General features: G+C 63.1%; 14 protein-coding genes. 6 read left to right on the plus strand and 8 right to left on the minus strand.

The genetic code is table 11. From position 1 onward, the window contains the following. Positions 1-14: 14 nt before the first annotated feature. Together HNQ60_RS17140 and HNQ60_RS17145 are read right to left on the minus strand one after the other, a co-directional pair. Positions 15-923 (minus strand): NmrA/HSCARG family protein, encoded by a 909-nt coding sequence (locus HNQ60_RS17140; RefSeq protein WP_184333991.1) that lies wholly within the window; start codon positions 921-923, stop codon positions 15-17. Between the two features lie 103 nt (positions 924-1,026). Continuing rightward, positions 1,027-1,932, minus strand: coding sequence for a retroviral-like aspartic protease family protein (locus HNQ60_RS17145; protein ID WP_184333992.1), 906 nt, complete (start codon positions 1,930-1,932; stop codon positions 1,027-1,029). 427 nt (positions 1,933-2,359) lie between these two features. Here HNQ60_RS17145 and HNQ60_RS17150 point away from each other — a divergent pair, with 427 nt between their 5' ends. Further along, positions 2,360-5,452, plus strand: coding sequence for a TonB-dependent receptor domain-containing protein (locus HNQ60_RS17150; RefSeq protein ID WP_184333993.1), 3,093 nt, complete (start codon positions 2,360-2,362; stop codon positions 5,450-5,452). A 378-nt stretch (positions 5,453-5,830) separates the two neighbouring features. On the opposite strand, the gene HNQ60_RS17155 is transcribed toward HNQ60_RS17150, so the two are convergent. Then, positions 5,831-6,004: a hypothetical protein gene (locus HNQ60_RS17155; protein ID WP_184333994.1), complete on the minus strand. Its 174-nt coding sequence runs from the start codon at positions 6,002-6,004 to the stop codon at positions 5,831-5,833. A 284-nt stretch (positions 6,005-6,288) separates the two neighbouring features. On the opposite strand from HNQ60_RS17155, the gene HNQ60_RS17160 reads away from it, so the two are divergent. Next, positions 6,289-6,639 carry a hypothetical protein gene (locus HNQ60_RS17160; protein WP_184333995.1) on the plus strand — a complete coding sequence of 117 codons (351 nt, stop codon included), beginning with the start codon at positions 6,289-6,291 and terminating at the stop codon, positions 6,637-6,639. Between the two features lie 27 nt (positions 6,640-6,666). Here the strand turns inward: HNQ60_RS17160 and HNQ60_RS17165 are convergent, their stop codons facing one another. Together HNQ60_RS17165 and HNQ60_RS17170 are read right to left on the minus strand one after the other, a co-directional pair. Continuing rightward, positions 6,667-7,332, minus strand: coding sequence for a Fe2+-dependent dioxygenase (locus tag HNQ60_RS17165; protein ID WP_184333996.1), 666 nt, complete (start codon positions 7,330-7,332; stop codon positions 6,667-6,669). Between the two features lie 65 nt (positions 7,333-7,397). Beyond that, complete coding sequence (locus HNQ60_RS17170) at positions 7,398-8,576, minus strand: aspartyl/asparaginyl beta-hydroxylase domain-containing protein (RefSeq protein WP_184333997.1); 1,179 nt, start codon at positions 8,574-8,576, stop codon at positions 7,398-7,400. A 189-nt stretch (positions 8,577-8,765) separates the two neighbouring features. On the opposite strand from HNQ60_RS17170, the gene HNQ60_RS17175 reads away from it, so the two are divergent. Genes HNQ60_RS17175 through HNQ60_RS17185 form a run of 3 tightly spaced genes read left to right on the plus strand, consistent with a single transcriptional unit; the run spans position 8,766 to position 12,337 of the window. After that, positions 8,766-9,935 carry an aspartyl/asparaginyl beta-hydroxylase domain-containing protein gene (locus tag HNQ60_RS17175; protein ID WP_184333998.1) on the plus strand — a complete coding sequence of 390 codons (1,170 nt, stop codon included), beginning with the start codon at positions 8,766-8,768 and terminating at the stop codon, positions 9,933-9,935. 18 nt (positions 9,936-9,953) lie between these two features. Next, positions 9,954-10,478 (plus strand): hypothetical protein, encoded by a 525-nt coding sequence (locus HNQ60_RS17180; RefSeq protein WP_184333999.1) that lies wholly within the window; start codon positions 9,954-9,956, stop codon positions 10,476-10,478. Positions 10,479-10,516: 38 nt separating this feature from the next. After that, positions 10,517-12,337 carry a tetratricopeptide repeat protein gene (locus HNQ60_RS17185; RefSeq protein WP_184334000.1) on the plus strand — a complete coding sequence of 607 codons (1,821 nt, stop codon included), beginning with the start codon at positions 10,517-10,519 and terminating at the stop codon, positions 12,335-12,337. Between the two features lie 16 nt (positions 12,338-12,353). Here HNQ60_RS17185 and HNQ60_RS17190 read toward each other — a convergent pair whose 3' ends face one another. Then, positions 12,354-13,586, minus strand: coding sequence for a tetratricopeptide repeat protein (locus HNQ60_RS17190; protein ID WP_184334001.1), 1,233 nt, complete (start codon positions 13,584-13,586; stop codon positions 12,354-12,356). Positions 13,587-13,903: 317 nt separating this feature from the next. Here HNQ60_RS17190 and HNQ60_RS17195 point away from each other — a divergent pair, with 317 nt between their 5' ends. Then, positions 13,904-16,852: a TonB-dependent receptor plug domain-containing protein gene (locus HNQ60_RS17195; RefSeq protein WP_184334002.1), complete on the plus strand. Its 2,949-nt coding sequence runs from the start codon at positions 13,904-13,906 to the stop codon at positions 16,850-16,852. 60 nt (positions 16,853-16,912) lie between these two features. On the opposite strand, the gene HNQ60_RS17200 is transcribed toward HNQ60_RS17195, so the two are convergent. Both HNQ60_RS17200 and HNQ60_RS17205 read right to left on the minus strand, forming a co-directional pair. Then, positions 16,913-17,617 carry a 2OG-Fe(II) oxygenase gene (locus HNQ60_RS17200; protein WP_184334003.1) on the minus strand — a complete coding sequence of 235 codons (705 nt, stop codon included), beginning with the start codon at positions 17,615-17,617 and terminating at the stop codon, positions 16,913-16,915. 103 nt (positions 17,618-17,720) lie between these two features. Next, positions 17,721-18,824 carry an OmpA family protein gene (locus HNQ60_RS17205; RefSeq protein ID WP_184334004.1) on the minus strand — a complete coding sequence of 368 codons (1,104 nt, stop codon included), beginning with the start codon at positions 18,822-18,824 and terminating at the stop codon, positions 17,721-17,723. Between the last annotated feature and the right edge of the window lie 157 nt (positions 18,825-18,981).

Here is an 18,981-nt window from a genome sequence, read left to right on the forward strand (position 1 = left end):
AGAGTCGACAGCAATCAACTGTCGAGCGCGTGCTGCATCGCTGTCGTGTTCGAGCGCAGCCACCGATCGAAGCTGCGGATTTCCGGGAAGAGCTCGCGCGATTTCGCGAGATCGGCGCGGCGATTCGGCACGTAGAGCCGGTTGAACTCGAACATGTTCGCGAGATCAGGCGCGGCCGGGAACGGCAGCGCCGCGAAGGAAGCATGGTCGATGTAGTGGTACTCGACCTTGCGATGCAGAGTCTGCGTCATCACCTCCGCGTACTCGTCCGCTCGCAGATCGTCGCCGACGGCACCGACCAGCTTGTCGCGATACCAGAATGATTCAGCGAGGATCGCAACGACGAGCCCCCCGATGTCCGACGCCGCAATGGCAGCGAGCGGCGTCGTGCCTTGCGGGAAGCCGAAAACATACGTGCCGTCCGGCTGTCTTCGCGGCGGAAAATAATTCAGGAAGTTCTCGTAGTAGAACGCGACGTGCAGATACGTCGCCGGCAGCTCCATCTCGCGCGCGTACTCTTCGATGCGTGCCTTGGTGTCGAAGTGCGGGACTTCGAGCCGGCCGCCCGACAGCAGTTTCGTGTGCGGCAGCGTGCTGAGGATGGTGTGCTGGACGTCGCTGTGACGGATGGCGTCCACGAGATTGCGGCCCTGCACGTACTCCCGTTCCCCGTGCTCCCAGTAGTTCGTCACGCCGAAGACGGCGTCGCAGTCGCGCAAGAGCGCCCGCAATGCCGGCGGATCTTCGAGATCCCCCTGGACGATTTCGGCGCCTGCCTGCCGCAGTGCCATCGCCGAGCTCGAATCGGGATGACGCGTCAGGCACCGCACTTTGTATCGGCCCGTGCCCAGCAAATGCCTGGCCACGGACCCGCCCTGAGCGCCGGTGGCGCCCACGACCAGGACTCGGATGTTGTTGCTCACAGCGCTGCTTCTTGAGATGCGCTACGCCGCCCGGCGAGCTCAAGCCGAGGATGGGCGGTCCGGGCGCGGTTGCCTATCGGGGTATTGCGAAGCGCATGTCGGCTCAGCTGCGGAAGCCGATCTCCATGCGCCGGAAGTCGATGGCAAAAATATCAACGCGGCCAATGACATCCATTCCCAGAATGATCGCCGGCCGGTCGTCCAGATCCCAGATGTCGAAGACATGGAAATCGCCGAAGGCGACGTGCGTGTTGTTGATGCGCACTTCGCCCATCCGGATCGTCTGCACGGCCGACAGGTCACCCGTGCTCACATCCAGCGTCGTACCGAAAACCGTTACATCGGTGATCGGCCGTCCTGCCTTCTTCAGAGCCGTCTGCAGTGAGCGATTCCCCAGCGTGCGCTCGGCCCCGGTATCGATGACCGCCAGCGCCCGCACCCGCCCAACCATCGCGGGAGCGACGAGCAGACCCGACGGCAGGCGCTTCGCCTTCACCGTGATGAAGTAGGGCGGAAGCTTCTGGGAATAGCCGAGCGTGACCCGGTTGTAGCGGAAGTCGACGATGAGCTGTTTGTCGGTGAGCGCCGCGACGCCGAGGATGCCGTCGGCGTTGGCCATCACGTTGGATTCGATGACGGGCACACGCTGGTTGGTCAGCACCAGCGCGCCTGCCTGGAGCCGATCGATCGATGCGGCGGGCATCAAGGCTCGGCCCGTGACGCCATTCACGATGATCTGGGAATCGGCGCTATAGGCAAGCCCAAGGCGCCGCGCGAGCGCGCCCGACACCGTTGTGCTGTTGGCGCCCGTGTCCACGAGCAGATTGAAAGGCCCCTGGCCGTTGATCATCACCGGCGCAACGATCCGGCCGACCCGGTCCCGTTCGGTCGGCGCGGCAAACAGAGGGCGCGCGTCGTCGGGTGGAGGGTCTGAAACCGTCTCTCCCGGCTCACAAATGCCCGTGGAGCACGCGAGGAGAGACGCCGCGAATAGGGCCTGGCGCAGCATGTTGGCCGATTATCCGGACATGCTCTGCGCGGCGGCAATCACGAACGGCCAGTCTGACGGCAGGATGCGCCAGAACGTGGGTCGGCAAGGGTCCTGCCCGCTTGAGGCCGTTGGCTGAAATTGCTTTGGGTGGAATCCTGCGGATTCCCGGCTGTGGCTCGGATGCTACGGTATACAACGATTGTTGCCTCCGAAGCACCGCGTTCACATTGAAAATCAGTGCTTTTGTTGTCACCAGACACGCGATCTGACTACCAATTGCTAATCCTTCGGTTGTATGCTCGGCGCCACGCATGGGGCAGAAGGGCGCGGGTGTTGCTATTCGCACGTCCGTAAAGATCGCTCCTAGCTTGGGACCGCGGGCAGTTTTCGGACGGCCCACAACACACAAATCAATTCCCTCTCGCAGGAGGAGACTTAGATGTCGATGAATAACTCAGTACAGCGCGCTGTACGCTTCGCGTTGTGCGGCGGTGCTGCCGTCGCAGCCGCAGCGACACTTCCGGCAAACGCAGCAGACACGCCTATCCAGGAAGTCGTCGTTACCGGTTCACGCATTTCGCAGCCGAACCTCACCACCACCAGCCCGATCACCCAGGTCACCGCGGAAGACGTGGCCGTCCAGGGTGTCGCCAAGATCGAAGACCTCGTCAACTCGTTGCCGCAGGCATTCGCCGCTCAGAACGCGACGGTTGCCAACGGCTCGACCGGTACCGCAACGGTCAACCTGCGCGGCCTCGGCTCGCAGCGCACTCTCGTCCTCATCGACGGCCGTCGCATGCCGTACGGTGGTGTGACGAACTCCGCTGCTGACTTGAACCAGATCCCGACCGCGATGGTCGAGCGCGTCGAAGTGCTGACCGGCGGTGCATCCGCTGTGTACGGCTCGGACGCGATCGGCGGCGTCGTCAACTTCATCATGAAGAAGGACTTCGAAGGCATCCAGATCGACCTTCAGGGCAACGTCTACCAGCACAACAACGACTTCGGCGGCCCTGGCCAGGTCAAGCTGCGCGATGTGATCGAAGGCCGTGCGGCCACGAACCCGTCGCAGTTCGCCCTCCCGGACGACAACGTGACGGACGGCGAAGGCTATCAGGCGAACATCCTGATGGGCGTCGGCACTGACGACGGCCGCGGCAACATCACTGCTTACGTGTCCTACCAGGACAACAAGCAGATCCTCCAGCGCGACCGTGACTTCTCGGCGTGCTCGCTGGGTGCCAACCCGACGGTGTCGTTCGCTTGCGGCGGCTCGGGCACTGCATTCCCCGGCCAGTTCACGGACTTCAATTCCAACTTCAACGGCCGCGTCGGTCCGGACGGTCTGCCGAACACGGCGGACGACACGGTTGCGGACACCAATCCGCTGCCGTCGTACAACCTGTCGATCGATCAGGGAACGGGCGACTTCCGTAACTTCACGGCAGCGCTTGACCAGTACAACTTCGGTCCGGTCAACCACTTCCTGCGTCCCGACACCCGTTACAGCCTCGGCGCGATGGGTCACTACGAGATCAGCGAACACGCGGACGTCTACAGCCAGCTGATGTTCACCGACGTCCGGTCGGTGGCACAGATCGCTCCCGGCGGCGCGTTCTTCGATACGGCCACGATCAACTGCGACAACCCGTTCCTGTCGACGCAGCAGGCGACGCGGATTGGTTGCGGTGCTCTGGCGGACCTGGCGGCAAACACGATCGATCCGTCCACGATCACGCCGGAAAACCCGACGGGCAGCCCGTTCCTGGCCGATCCCAACATCGTTCCGCTGTACATCGGTCGTCGTAACGTCGAAGGCGGTGGTCGTCAGCAGGACTTCCACAACACGTCGTTCCGCACCCTCGTTGGTGTTCGCGGCTCGATCGCTGATGGCTGGGACTACGACGCAAGCGTGCAGTACTCCCGCACCACGGCTGACCAGCTCACGAAGAACTACTTCGCGATCGCCCGTCTGCAGCGCGCTATGAACGTCGTCATGGTGAACGGCGTGGAGACCTGCCAGTCCGTGGTCGACGGCAGCGATCCTCTGTGCGTGCCGTACAACGTGTTCGATCCGAGCGGTGTGACGCCGGAAGCGCTGAACTACCTGCAGGCTCCTGGCCTCCAGCAGGGCGTGATCGACCAGAGCGTCGCTCAGTTGGTCGTCACGGGTGACCTCGGCACGATCGGCTTCAAGCTCCCGACGGCAAGCGATTCCGTCAAGTTCGCGTTCGGCGTCGAAAGCCGCCATGACAAGCTGGAAAACGTCACCGACGATCTGCTCACGACCTCGGGCCTCTCCGGCACGGGCGGTGCGACCATCGGTATCGCGGGTTCCACGAACGTCAACGACATCTTCACGGAAATCAACGTTCCGCTGGTGCAGGACAAGGCCTTCGCCCAGCAGCTCGGCCTCGAGCTCGCGTATCGTTATTCGGACTACGGCGACAGCGTGTCGACGGATACGTACAAGATCGGCGCCGACTGGGCACCGGTTGAAGACATCCGCTTCCGCGCAAGCTTCCAGCGTGCGGTCCGCGCGGCGAACATCGTCGAGCTGTTCACGGCTCAGGGCTTCAACCTGTTCGACATGGACGGCGATCCTTGCGGCTTTGCTCTGCGCAACGCAGCGAATGCCCCGTCGGAAGAAGCGTGCGAAGCCACCGGTGTGGATCCGTCCCAGTACCAGTCTCCGGTGCTGGACAGCCCGGCAGGTCAGTACAACTTCACGCAGGGCGGCAACCGGAACCTGGTTCCGGAAGAGTCGGACACGATGTCGTACGGCTTCGTGTTCACCCCGGGCTTTGCTCCGGGCCTGAGCGTGTCGGTGGACTACTTCGACATCGAAGTGACCCAGCTCGTCTCGACCTACGGTGCCGAGAACACGCTGAACTCCTGCTACCAGCTGAACGACCAGGTCGCGTGTGATCGCATCATCCGCAACCCGGAAAACGGCACGCTGTGGGTGGGTGAAGGCAACGTGCTCGACCTGAACACCAACATCGGTGGTCTGGAAACCTCGGGCGTCGACCTGAACATCGGCTATGCCTCGCTGCAGATGGGCAACATGGGCAGCCTGAACCTCAACCTGACGGCGACGTACCTGATCGATCTGATCACGGACCTCGGCACGCCGGGTGCGGAACCGTTCGATTGCACAGGGTACTTCGTGGGCGCCTGCGTCAGCTCGCTGACCACGGCGGTCAACCCTGAGCTGCGCACGCGTACACGCATTGGTTGGGCGACCCCGTGGAACGTCGACCTGGCACTCACGCACCGCTACATCAGCGCTGTGGAGATGTACCAGGCTCCTGCGAACCGTATCGATCGCAAGCTCGAAGCCGAACACTATTTCGATATCTTCGGCAGCTGGCAGGCGCTCGAGAACACCACGATCCGCATGGGTATCAACAACGTTCTCGACAACGATCCGTCGCTCAACGCCAGCGTTGGTACGACCGGTAACGGCAACACCTATCCGCAGGTGTATGACGCTCTCGGTCGCTACGTCTTCGCCGGCCTGACTGTTACGTTCTAACAGTCTTTCGGTAGACGATTGAAGGCGGCGGTCCCGTAAGGGGCCGCCGCTTTTTTTTGGGCTACGATCGCGGGACCCAAGGCTTCCCGAAGCCCGTGAACCATTGCCGAGATCCCACATGCCAGCCGCTCCTCAATCCGGCGCTCTCTCGCAAGAACTGCTGGCCCGCCTGCCGCAGTCGCCGGATGTCCTCGTTCACAAGCTCGACCTGTCGCGAAACGCAGCGCTGCTGGTCGAGTTCAGCCGTGGCGCGTACGACCGCGCCAGCTTCCTGGATGACCGGATACTGGGGGCGGCGACTAAGGGTGGCTGGGTCATGCTCCCGCGTCTTCACGAGGCAGCCAGGACGCTGGGCGTGAGGCCGGTCCACTTCATCTTTCACACCGGCCATGTCGGATCGACGCTGCTGAGTCGATTGCTGGAGAGCACGGGGCGGGTGCTGTCGTTGAGGGAGCCGCTCGCCTTGCGCGATCTGGCCGATGCTGCCGATAGCGTCGGCAGCATCGATTCATTGTTGAGCAACACGCAGTTCGGGGAGCTGCAGTCGTCCATGCTGACGCTCTGGGGCCGAAGCTACGAAGCGACACAGAGTGTCGTCGTGAAGGCCACGAGCAGCGCCTCGCGGCTCGCTCCGTCGATTCTCGCCGCCGCTCAGCAGAGTAGGGCGATCTACATGAACCTTCGCGCCGAGCCGTATCTTGCGACACTGCTCGGTGGGCAGAACTCGTCCATCGATCTGCGCGGTCATGGTCCGGGAAGGATTCGCCGCTTGCAGGCACACCTGTCGACGCAGCTGCAACCCTCTGCATGCGCTGAGTCTGGGAGAGCTGGCGGCTATGAGCTGGCTGGTCGAAACGTGGACGCAGCTCGATCTCATCGCACGGTTCGGCGATCGCGTGATGGCTCTGAACTTCGACGAGTTCCTGCTCGACGTGACGTCGGCGATGCGGCGTGTGCTGGCCCAGCTCAATCTGCCGCTCGATGAGGGGTACCTTGCCGGTGTTGCCAGCAGTCCCGTTCTCAGCCAGTACTCGAAAGCGGCGGAGTTTGCCTACTCTCCGCAGGTGCGCGCGGATGTGTTGAGCGAATCACGGCAGCGCAACGCCGACGAGATCGGTCGCGGAATGCGCTGGCTGGAGGCGCTGGCCGCGAAGGAGGCGGGCGTGGCCCGGATACTCGGCGCCTGACGGGCTGAGACGGCCGTCCCGCCGCGCTCAGGTCGTCGACCACATGCGCATGAGATTCTGGCGTACGACGTCGAGCCGGACGCGGTTCTCCCATCGCATGGTCGTGCCTTCCATCGCCGCGATGTCGTTGAGCTCGTAGACCTGCATGCGCTGATGCTGGTCGACGATCAGGCTCTCGATGAACGTGATCGAAACCAGTCGCTGGCCTGAGCGCACGGGAATGACTTCGTGCAGCGTCGTCGACGGGTAGACGATGGCCTCGCCGGGCGCGCCCTTGAACGGGATTCTCTGGTTGCCGATGTTGATGGCGAGCTCGCCGCCCTCGTAGCTCGAGGGATCGCTGATGAAGACCGTGCAGGACAGGTCCGAGCGCAGCCGCGCATTCCCCAGCGGGATCAGCGCGGCATCGGCGTGCGCACCGTACTTCATGCCCGGCTCGTAGCGGCTGAGGAGCGGCGGCGCGACCCGCTTCGGCATCGCAAAGTCCATGAATTCGCGCGAGCGCGCGAACGCCGCGTTGACGATCTGCACGGACTCCGCGTACTTCGGATCGGCGGGATCCGCCTGCTGGTTGAGCTTGGTCTGGTTGGCCGGATTCGTTGCCCGGCCATCGACGAATTTGAGGTCGCGGCTGATTTCGTCGAGCCGGGCGACCTCGGCGGCAGTGAGGAGCTGCTTGATCTTCAGAAACACGGAAAAGTCCCCGCGGTACGCGATGCGCAATGCTGCGGCGATGCCGGGGCCGATGCAAGTCGCGGTCAGATCCTGCCGTCGGGAGAGACCCCGTTGAAGGCATCCGTCGCGGCGATGACCTTGTCGATCGCCGTGCGCTCTTCGGGCGAGAGGCGCGGATTCCAGACGTCGCAGATGAAGATGATGCGGATCTGGTCGCTGTCGTTCCAGGCCTCGTGCTCGATGGTGTCGTCAAAGACCCAGGCCTGCCCGACGCGCCACTCCCGCGTTTCTCCGCCGACACGGAAGCCGCAATGCGCCGGAACGATCAGCGGCAAGTGGACGACGAGCCTGAAATTCGCCACGCCCGTGTGCGCCGGAATGCGTGTCTTCGGCTGCAGGACGGAGAACATGGCTGCGGGCGATCGCATGCGCACCTGAGGCTGCGGGAGCTTCGCCAGCGTCTGCATGATCGCGGGCGCACGTGCGCAGTGATCTTCGATCGGCTTGCCCCGGTCGAAGAAATGGAACGCGCTCCAGCGCGGTGAATGATTCAGCTCGCGCCACTGGTCGAGCGGCAGGTGATCGTCGTAGTGGATGTAGGGGGCGAAGCCCGCCTGGTCTTCCCGCACGATCGCATCGAGCTCGCGCTGGAATGCGGGTGTCTGCGCCTCGAACTCCTCGATCCAGGGAAATTCCTCGCGATCGTAGAACTCGATCGAGGGCAGGCCGGGATAAAGGTAGTCGGAAGGGTTCTGGTGATAGCGCTTGCGAACGCGCAGTGTCGTGTCGATGAATGCATCGATGCGGCGCTGCTCGCTGCCGGAGCACTGGCCACGCGCATCCGTCACATGATCACGAATGTACTCGCTGAGCTTTTCGGTATGCCGGCCGCTGATCTCACGGGCATGGGCAGCGGCTTGAAGGGTGGGGGCATCGAGATATTTCTCGTCGGGCGCATTGGCCAGCGCGGCGGCGTACCAGGTTGCCGCCTGTTTCACGTCGCCGTCGCGCTCGAGCAGCGTGCCGAGCATGAGCAAAGCATGGAAATGGCGCGGCTCGATCCGCAGCGCTTCCCGCAGCGCGGCGTATGTCCCGCTAGTGTCGTTCAGCTGACGCGCTGCCGTAGCGAGGCCCAGCCACGCTTGCAGGTTCTGCCGGTCCGACTGGACCAGCTGCGCGAGGAGGTCCCGCGCACGCGCAAAGTCGCCGACAGACATCGCCTGCCGAGCCGCCTGATTCAGGCTGACCGCATTGTTCGTCATATCCCGCTACACCGACGCGAAAAGCACTTCTGCCTGCCGATGCATATCCGGGGCCAGCCGGACATCGGCTGGATGCCGAGCGTTCTTATTGCCTGCGACTATAGCGCCGGGGCGACTGCAGGTCACTGCACCGTTCGCTATGAGCCATAATCCTTTCTTCTGCCTGAAGCCGGAGCCGCGCGTCTCTGTATGTATTCCATCGACGAAAGTCTGCGGGCCGCAACCGACGCATTGCGCAGCGGCGATCCGCTGCGGGCCCGGGACCTTTTCGCGAAATCGCTCGGTGCCGGCGCCAATCAGGCTGCAGCCCTGCTCGGGCTTGCGCGTGCCTGCGCTGCCCTGAAGGACGAAGCCGGACAGACTGCCGCCGTGGATCGTCTGCTCTCTGTCGATCCACGCAACGTCCTGGGTCTGATCATGAAGGCCGATCAGCTTGCGGGCGCGGGTGACTCGCGATCCGCGACCTCCTTCTACCTGGCCGCGCTGAGGAACGCGCCGGCGCGCGAACAGCTGACGCCCGAAGTGGTGACGGAGCTGCGTCGAGCCAAGCAGATCTGCGACGGGTACGCGGCCCACTACCAGAATTACGTCGTGCAGCAGCTCTCGGATCGCGGTTTCGATCCGGCGACTTCCAGTCAGCGTTTTGCCCAGTCGGTGGACATCATCCTCGGCAAGCGGAAGATCTTCGTTCAGGAACCGAAGTACTACTACTTCCCCGGCCTGCCGCAGATCCAGTTCTATGGTCGCGAGCAGTTCCCCTGGCTGTCGGCGGTAGAGCAGGCGACGGCGGACATCCGCGACGAGTTGCTGAGCGTGATGAACGAGCCCTCCGCATTCGCGCCGTACGTCCAGGGAGACGCGAATCGGCCGCGCAAGGACCAGGCGGGAATGCTGAACAATCCCGCGTGGAGCGCTTTCTATCTCTGGAAGAACGGCGAGGCGGTCGCGGAAAATGCGGCGCGTTGCCCGAAGACGCTGCGTGCATTGCAGGATGTGCCGTTCTCACGGACGCCGAACAGATCGCCGTCGATCCTCTTCTCGCTCCTGAAGCCGGGCGCGCACATTCCGGCGCACCACGGGCTCGTGAATACCAGGCTCATCTGTCACCTGCCGCTCATCGTGCCGCCCAACTGCAGGTTCCGGGTCGGCAATGAGACGCGGCATTGGGAGCAGGGCAAGGCCTGGCTGTTCGACGACACGATCGAGCACGAAGCATGGAACGATAGCGATCAGACGAGGGTCATACTGCTCTTCGACGTCTGGCGGCCTGAACTCACGACGGAGGAGCGCGACCTCGTCACCGCGCTCTTCGCGGCCATCGATGCGCACAGCGGCCAGAAGCCTGAGTGGTCGATCTAATTAGCGGAGCTGAAGACTGTGATTCGAACGATCGTGTTTGCCGGGGCTCTAGCAGCCATGTACTCGCCGGGCCTCCTGGCTTCGGATGCCGACACCGTTGCCGCGATGCGCGGCTGTGCGGGCGAGAGGGACGACGCCAGGCGACTCGCGTGCTACGACGCGAAGATCAACGCTGCCGCTCCCAACGCAAGCGCGTCATCGGCGCCTGCCGCAGCCGCTGTTGGCGCCGCCGCCGCTGCCGCACCGAGCGCGGAACAGAATTTCGGATATCGGGGGAGCGTCGCTCGCGAACAGATCGACCGCGAGGAGGCGGCGAAGCCCAAGATCGAGCAGCTGACGGCACAGGTGAAGGGCGTGACGATGAGGCCTCATGGCGAATTCGTCGTTACCCTGGACAATGAGCAGGTCTGGGCGCAGAAGCGTCCGGATTCCAAAGTCCGGCCGCAGGTTGGCGACTCCGTGACGATCAAACCGGGATCGTTGGGCTCGTTCCATCTCGTCACGTCCGGTGGACGCTCGACGCAGGTGTCACGCGTCCAGTAGGCCGCTGGCGCCATGCTCCCGGCACATGAGTAAGGGACATGAGTGCGCCGGACAATCATTCTCATGCGTTGCGGGCAGCTGCCAAGCTGCTCGAGTCGGGTCGCGCGCACGAAGCGGCCGAGCTGTGTCGACGCGTCGCGACTGACGCACCTGCCTTCGCTGATGCGCACCAGATGCTGGGCGTCGCACTACGGCGGCTGGGCGAGCTGGACGCTGCCGATCGCGCGATGCTCCGTAGCATCGAGCTTGCGCCTGACAGGGCGGATTTCCTGACGAATCGAGCGAATCTGCTGCGTGCGCTCGCGAGGCACGCGGAGGCTGAAGAAAACTATCGCGCCGCAATTCATCGCGACACGCAATTCCGCCCGGCCCGCTCGGGCTTGCTGCGGTTGTTGAACGACAAGGAAGATCCGCGGGCGGAAACCGAAGCGGTTGCGATGCTGGCCGTCGATCCGTCGGATGCGGATCTCTGGCATGAACTCGGCGTTGCACTCCGGATTCGCGGGCGACTCGCCGAGGCTGAAGCCGCGTATCGTCGTGCGATCGAGATGCGACCCGCCTACGCGGTGGCATGGCACAACCTCGGTGCGCTGCTCTCCCAGCAGCGCCGACCGGAGGAAGCGCTTGCTGCCTTCGATCGCGCAAGAGCGCTCGGCGCGAAAGGCGCGGCCTTGCACTACAACCGCGCTCGCGCGTTGCACGACCTGGATCGATTCGATGAGTGCGAAGCCGAGCTGCTCGATGCAATCTCTTCGGCACCGGGGCACACGGATTCGCTCGTCATGCTCGCGCGCGTGCGATTTGCACGCGGCGACGCTCAGTACGCCCGTTCGTTCGAGATCGCGATCGCGGCGGATCCCGCCAATGCATCGTTGCGAACGGCGTTTGCAGCTGTGCTGCGTGATGCCGGAGATTCAGATCGGGCTCGCGTGGTCATCGAAGAAGGGCTGCGGCGTGATGATTCAGATGCCTCGCTGCGGATTGCTTTGGCTGCTACGTTGCAGGAAAGCGGTGACGGCGATGCCGCCTCACGGATGCTGGAACAGGTCGAGCAAAGACAGCGAAGCCGCATCAGCTATCAGCATCTCGCCATATCGACATTGCTGAGCGCCAGTCGACCCCAGGAGGCGCTGGCGCTGGCAAGGCATCGGCGCAGCCAGGCGCCATTCGATCAGATCGCGATCGCTCACGAAGCCGTCGCCGCTCGCGTACTCGGAGACGCGGCGTATGAAGTGCTCTACGACTACGACAGCTTCGTCCAGGTGTTCGATCTGCCGTCGCCACCGGGCTGGACGTCGATCGAACAGTTCAACGAGCAGTTGCACGACGCGCTGACGGATCTGCATCGGCTGCAAGCTCATCCGCTTGGGCAGAGCCTGCGCAACGGGACGCAGACGACGCGGAGCCTGTTGGCGCAATCGCATCCGGTCATTCGTGCCTTCCTCGATTCGCTGCCAGCTCCCATCGCGCAGTATCGCGAAAGGTTGCCGCGCCGAATCGAGGCGCATCCGCTGCTCGCGCGAAACATCGGTACAGCGAGTCTCGTCGGCTGCTGGTCCGTTCGCCTCGCTCGCGGCGGCTTCCATGTCAATCACGTCCATCCGGAAGGCTGGCTGAGTTCCGCGTACTACGTGACGGTGCCGGCCGAATCTATCGACACCAGCAAGCGGGCCGGCTGGTTGAAGTTCGGCGAGCCGCGCTTCGCCGTGCCGGGAATCACCGCGGAGCGATTCGTTCAGCCGAAAAGTGGTCGGCTGGTCCTGTTTCCCTCTTACATGTGGCACGGAACGACGCCGCTGGAAGCGGACGAGGTTCGTCTTTCGATCGCATTCGACCTGATCACGACGCTTGATCGGTGATGCGGCATCGCGCGCCTCAGATCTGTTCGCGGAAACTCATGCGGTAGCGAACCGATCGGGTTTCGACCGGCGCACCGTTCTCGAACCGGGGTCGATAGATCCAATCCGCGAGTGCCTTCAGTGCCGCTCGCTTATTCGGCTCGCTCGTGTCCGCCTCGACGACGCGCGGACCGGCAACGTAGCCCTGCGGCGTGACGTCGAACTCGATGACCACGAAAGTCACACGGATCTCGTTTTCGGGCAGCGCACGGTGCTTCGCTGCGGCTGGCGGGAAGCTCATGTAGACAGGGACGGGGAGCTGCAGCGATTCGCGAGGTGTCATCGGGTCCGTCGCTTTCAGCTCGAACGTTCTGCGGTAGTACGGCAGTGCGTTTGCGGGCTGTCGCGCTAGTTGCAGCCAGTCGCCGGTTTGCAGTAGCACGGTCCGATGGATGGCTGGATCAATCTGTGCCGGATTGTTGTCCGCGATCTGCAGCGCGCGTTGCAGGTAACGAAGCCCTGAGGGATGCAGCTTGCGCCAACTGCCGTAGTTGTCCGCTCCGACCGATAGCAACTGCCGGCGCGTCTGCACTGCCATGTCGTTCGTTCGGCTCGCGTCGTAATCGGTATCGCCCGTTGCTTCGCGGCGATAGACGTCGGCCAATCCCGCAAGCGGTTCGACGAGTGCGATCGAGTCCGGCCCGGCCTGGCTCTCGATGATCTGCAGCGCTTGCCGGTAGCGTTGTCTCGCATCCAGGAAGTCGCCGGTCGCAGCGTGCCACTGTGCGACGTCCGCCATCGCGAGCGCGGTGCGCTGATCGCTCGGCCCGTAGAGACGCTCGTGAACTCTCACTACGTACTCGAGCGCGCCCAGAGCGCGCGCGAAGTCTCCATCGATCGAGTACAGAGTGGCGCTGCCACGAAGAGCGTCGATCTGATCTTCGTTGAACAGGCCGGAGCTGCGTCGGCTGATCGAGATCGCTCGTTCGAATGCCGACTGTGCGGAAGCAGAGTCGATGGGCGAGAGCGCTCGGCCGAGTGAGGTCAGCGGTGCGACAAGGGCAGTGCTGTTCGATCCGCTGCGAGCTTCGAGGAGCGAGACCGCACTCGCATAGCTCGTCGCGGCGCCTCGTGCATCGCCTGCACGCAGTTGTTCGTCGCCGAGTTGCAGGTATGCGGACGCTGTTTCAGCAGGCGCGATTGCCGCGTCGCCCGGCGCGCCTTGCGCGCTGAGCACCGATCCAATCACAGCCAGGATCAGCGCACGCATCGCCTTCGAGCTTAGCAGCAATTCGGCAGGAAACCCGTTCTGCACATCTGTGCGACTCGCGTTGGTCGCGAACAACGATACGAGTCAATCGACGACAATGAATTTTTCGCAAGATTCCCTGCGAAACGATGCACTCGTTGCGCACTTGCAGGGCAATCGGGCAACAGCAGCATGTGTCGCGGTGTCGCGGCGTTATGGTCCGGCCACATCGCTGTGTTGCTAACCGCACACAGCGTGATCAACCAACGGAACGGTCCTGCGTCATCGATTGCGATGGCCGCCATTGGTTCCACTCTTGTCGCAGCGAGGAATCAACCATGTACTGCAAGAACCACGATCGGGTGCGCAATCTGCGCACTGCCATTCATCTAGCGTTGCTCAGCAGCGCAATCGGCGCGATCGCCCCCGCACAGGCTCAGGAGACGTCGGGCACTCCTGAAACTGTCGAGGAAATCGTCGTCACCGGATCGCGTATCGCACGCCCTGATTACACGGCCGCCAGCCCTGTCGTGTCGGTCGGCGCGGATGTTTTCAATCGGGTCGCCGCGGCGACACCGGAGCAGGTGCTCAACACCCTGCCGCAGTTCGTCCCGAACATCACGTCGAACAGCAACAACCCTGGGAACGGGCAATCGAACATCGATCTGCGTGGTCTCGGCACGAATCGCAACCTCGTGCTCCTCAACAATCGCCGGCTGCCAGCATCCAACGCCGATGGCACTGTCGACATCAACATCATCCCGACCGCACTCATCAAGGATGTGCAGATTCTCACGGGAGGTGCATCGGCGGTGTATGGCTCCGACGCGATCGCCGGTGTCACCAACTTCATCCTGCGCGACGACTTCGAAGGCGTGGAGCTCAACAGCACCTTTGGCCTGACCGATGAGAGCGACGGCCAGGAGTGGACTGCCAACATCACGATGGGCGGCAACTTCGCCGACGATCGCGGCAACGCAGTGGTGCACGTCGGCTACACCGAGCGCGAACTGGTACGGCAGGGCGCGCGCGAATTCTCTTTCCTGGATCTCGACGTCCGCCGCCAGGGCAATACGCCCGGCGGTTCGGCGACGATCGAGCAGGGACGCATCCTGTCCAGCTCGGCGAATCTCGCCAACCAGGGAATCATCGACTCGGTGTTCTCGCAGTATCAGGGCTACGTCCCCGGCTCGGTGACGCCATCGCGCGCACTGGGTACGAATCCGGACGGCACGCTGTTCTCACAGGGCAACGGCACGCCGAACAGCGTCGTCAATTACACCGGCGAGCGGGATGCATCGTTCAATCCGGACGCGTACTCGTACAACTTCGCGCCGCCGAACCTGCTGCAGTTGCCGATCGAGCGCTGGAACCTGACGGCGTTCATGAACTATGACCTGACCGACAACGTCAACGCGTATTTCTCGGCGCTCTATACGACGTATGGCGCCGATACGAATCTCGCGCCCACACCGGCAACCGGACTCACCGTGCCCGTGACGAATCCGTACATCCCGGCGGACCTGGCGACGATCCTCGCATCACGGCCGGATGCCGACGCGGATTTCGGCTTCTCGCGCCGCATGTCCGAAGTCGGACCGCGTACTGATGTGTTCGACGTCGACGTCTGGCAGTACACCGCGGGCCTGAAGGGAACTGTGGGAGACGGCTACAACTGGGACGTGTATGTGTCGGGTTCACGCGTGGAAGAGCGCAACACGCAGGGCGGTGATCTGTCGCTGCAGCGAATCCAGGAATTGCTGGAAGCGCCCGACGGCGGCGTTGCGATCTGCGGCGGTTTCAACGTCTTCGGCTCAGGCAATGTCAGCCCGGGATGCGCAGCGTATGTCACGACGTACTTCACGAACCTGACGACGGTGGAGCAGGTGTCCGCTGAAGCAACTTTCGGCGGCAGGATGTTCTCGATGCCGGCGGGCGATGCGCGGTTCTCCATCGGCGCGGCATATCGCGAAGACAGCTATGCGTTCGAACCGGACTCGAGTGTCGCCTCGGGCGATCTCGTCGGCTTCAACCAGCAGAGTCCGCTGACAGGCTCGATCAACGCGACAGAGTTGTTCGCCGAAGCGCTGTTCCCGCTGTTGCGTGACGCACCCGCGGCGCAACGCCTGGATGTGACGCTGGGCTATCGCTGGTCGGACTACAACCTGTCCGGCGCCGCGAACGCTTACAAGGCCGAAGTCGACTGGCAGGTGGTGGACGCGGTGCGATTGCGTTCGTCGTACCAGCGTGCCGTGCGGGCACCGAGCATCGACGAACTGTTCAGCCCGCCGAACCAGGGCTTCCCGCCTGTGATCGAGGATCCGTGCGACATCACCTCGACGGCCCGTACATCCGGCGCGAATGCGGATGCGGCGAACGGCGGCAGTGACGCGATCCGCCAGCTCTGTCTGCAGACAGGCGTGGGCGCCGATGTCATCGACGACTACTCCTATCCGTTTGCGCAGGTGGAAACCAATGCCGGCGGCAATCCGAATCTCCAGGAGGAAAGCGCCGACACGATCACCTTCGGCGTGGTGTTCGATTCGCCGTTCTCGGGCGCGGCGCTCGAGAATCTCCGCGCATCGATCGACTACTGGATGATCGAGATCGACGATGCGATCGTGCAGACGCCGGGCGGCGAGATCTTGCTGCTCTGCTACGGCGCGAACGGCAACAACCAGAGCTTCGATCCGAACGATCCGACGTGCCAGGTCGTCGACCGCTCCGTCTATGGCGACTCGACACCAGTCATCTCGGCCGGTATCACCAGCAATGCCTCCAAGCTGGAGACGGCGGGTATCGACGTGCAGATCGACTGGGGTCTCGATTTCGGCGGCGGTGGCCGGCTCGCGACGAACTTCGTCTACACGTATCTCGAGAAATACGACCTGTCGATTCGCGAGGGTCTGCCTGTGCTCGATCGCGTAGGGCAGGTGAGCGATACGCCGGGAGAAACGTTGCCCGAATGGAAGATGCTCCTGAACATGGACTACTACTTCCTGAACGACATGTTCCGCATCGGCGCCCGCTATCGCTACATGCCGTCGATGGACAACAAGTACAAGAGCTACGACGACATCACTACCGTGGGAACGCCGAGCATCGACTACCTGGATCTCAATGCATCCTGGTACCTGACGAGCGCGGCGGAGCTTTCGCTTGGTGTGACGAACGTGACCAACCAGGAACCGCCGCTGTACACGGCGTCGATCGAGATGAACACCGACCCGAGCACGTTCGATGTACTGGGACGGCGTTATTTTGCCCGATTGAATTACAAGTTCTGAACAGGTCGGTCTGAATGAGGGCCGTCGCGCGTGCGGCGGCCCTCTCTTTTTGGGCGAGCGTCAGCTGGCCCGGAACCAGCCTGTGATGCTGTAGCGTCCCGCTGCCGCGAACGTGGCCACCTGCGTGACCGTGTGCACCATCGGCACGCGCATGAGGTTCACTGCATTGAACGCGGGAGTGAACGCTTCGTGCAGATGGCCATAAGCATCCGGAAAGGCCAGCAACCCGCCCCACTCGACGCGCCAGAGCGGCGTGAAATTGAAGACGTAAGCGACGCGGCGGTTCTTGCCCTTCACATCATCATCGTGACAGGTCAGGAAATCGCCGGGGTTGTAGAGCGTCGCCTGCGCGTCGGCGAAGGTAATGTCATCGAATCCCGTGGCGACCCGGGCGAACTGCAGCAGCGGCGGTGAGTTCAGGAATTCGTGGAATCGTCGCAGGATCAGCGGCACGGCCCGGGCGTCTTCGGCTGTATCGATCCTGCAGTTGCTGAAGCGATACGCAAATCCCCGGGCTGCGGCACGATCGACCCGTCGCGACAGTTCCGCTCGCAGCGATGGTTCGATCTGCTCGAAGCTGCGCGCCGGAATATCGCGAGGTCCCTGATCGTCGTGGATCGAGAGCTGCCAGGGCGTCTGCTCGGCAAGACAGGAGAAAACCGCTTTCGCGGCATCTGCCTTCAGGATGCCGGCGATGTGCACGCGGCCGGATCGATCGAAGAAACGACGCACGAGCGCTGCGTCCGCGGAGGCATCGAGTTCCATGGTGCGATGAGTATAGAGGCAACCCTTCGCCCAAAAGAAAGCGGCGGATGTTGTGCACATCCGCCGCGAATCGAGTTGGTCGAGCAACTATTGAGACAACGGATCAGAACGTCTTTTCCTCTCCCTTCACGTCGACGTCACCGGGATTGTCGGTCACCGACATGACGACACGGCGATTTCCTGCGCGGCCTCCTGGCGAATCGTTGGTCGCGATCGGCTCTGTTTCGCCGTAGCCCTTCGCGATCAGATTCGCCGGGCTGACGCCCTGCGCGATCAGGTACTCGCGGACCGTCTCGGCACGCCGCTGGGAAAGGTTCAGGTTGTAGGCAGCGGCGCCGACGCTGTCCGTGTGACCTTGCAGTTCGACTTTCAGGCGCGGATGCGCTTTGAGATCGGCAGCGACTTCATCGAGGATCGGCCGCGATGTCTGCATCAGCTGGTCCGAGTTGTTCTCGAAGTTCACGCCGTGAAGCGTGACCGAGCCCTTGCGCGGACATCCGACTGCATCGACAGCAACACCGCGCGGTGTGCCGGGACACTGATCCTGCGGATCGAGCACACCGTCACCGTCGGTATCAGCAGGCGGCGGTGGAGGCGGTGGTGGAGGAGGTGGAGCCGGAGGTGCCGGAGGCGGCGCCTGGTAGGGCGCCGGACCGAAGTTGAATGCGAAACCGAGATTGACGATGTAGTCATGGAAGTCGTCGTGCTCGGGCGTATCAGCCCAGTCGTAGCGCATCTTTACTTCGGGCCGCAGCTGGAAGACGAACGTCTTCGCCGCGTTCTGGCCCACGTCGATCATGAGGCCCACGCCTGCCTGTGCGAGCGGCCCGCTCAGTTCGACGACGTCGAAGTCGTTGTTGATGTAACCGGCGCCGAACGTGATGTAGGGAGACACCGCGCGCTCACGCGCGAAGACGAGCAGTGCGTCGAGCGAATAAGCCTGCTGATCGAGATCGACGACCGGTCCTTCGAATTCCCCGATGAGACCGTTGAGCTCGAGGCTCCAGTGCTTGCTGAGATGTTTGCCGATGCCGAGACCCCAGTGATAGTCGTCGTCGACCCCCCGTGCATCGTCGGGCCACGTGTAACCGTATTGCGGATTGAAATACCACTTGCCCGTTTCATCGGCGGCATTTGCCGAACCTGACGTAAGGCCCGCTGCAGACGCCAGCACAGAAAGCAACATCGCGCTCTTGCGAGTTCGCATCACCCAGTCCTCCTTAAGAAAAAACGGCGTGCTCCGCCGTTGGCTCTCCACTACTCACCGCAAGTTAACGGCTGAGCGTAGAATTACCATCCGTGAAAAGGCTATGGGGTGTACGCAAACAACGCGCAACACGCCGGCCCGAGCGCGCTGCGCGAGA

The sequence above is a fragment of the Povalibacter uvarum genome, from assembly GCF_014202975.1.
Classification (GTDB): domain Bacteria; phylum Pseudomonadota; class Gammaproteobacteria; order Steroidobacterales; family Steroidobacteraceae; genus Steroidobacter; species Steroidobacter uvarum.

Coding starts and splice junctions, on each gene's coding strand:
- HNQ60_RS17145 (WP_184333992.1), bottom strand. CDS start 1,932: ATGCTGCGCCAGGCCCTATTCGCGGCGTCTCTCCTCGCGTGCTCCACG.
- HNQ60_RS17150 (WP_184333993.1), top strand. CDS start 2,360: ATGAATAACTCAGTACAGCGCGCTGTACGCTTCGCGTTGTGCGGCGGT.
- HNQ60_RS17155 (WP_184333994.1), bottom strand. CDS start 6,004: ATGGACGACTGCAGCTCCCCGAACTGCGTGTTGCTCAACAATGAATCG.
- HNQ60_RS17160 (WP_184333995.1), top strand. CDS start 6,289: ATGAGCTGGCTGGTCGAAACGTGGACGCAGCTCGATCTCATCGCACGG.
- HNQ60_RS17170 (WP_184333997.1), bottom strand. CDS start 8,576: ATGACGAACAATGCGGTCAGCCTGAATCAGGCGGCTCGGCAGGCGATG.
- HNQ60_RS17175 (WP_184333998.1), top strand. CDS start 8,766: ATGTATTCCATCGACGAAAGTCTGCGGGCCGCAACCGACGCATTGCGC.
- HNQ60_RS17185 (WP_184334000.1), top strand. CDS start 10,517: ATGAGTGCGCCGGACAATCATTCTCATGCGTTGCGGGCAGCTGCCAAG.
- HNQ60_RS17190 (WP_184334001.1), bottom strand. CDS start 13,586: ATGCGTGCGCTGATCCTGGCTGTGATTGGATCGGTGCTCAGCGCGCAA.
- HNQ60_RS17195 (WP_184334002.1), top strand. CDS start 13,904: ATGTACTGCAAGAACCACGATCGGGTGCGCAATCTGCGCACTGCCATT.
- HNQ60_RS17200 (WP_184334003.1), bottom strand. CDS start 17,617: ATGGAACTCGATGCCTCCGCGGACGCAGCGCTCGTGCGTCGTTTCTTC.
- HNQ60_RS17205 (WP_184334004.1), bottom strand. CDS start 18,824: ATGCGAACTCGCAAGAGCGCGATGTTGCTTTCTGTGCTGGCGTCTGCA.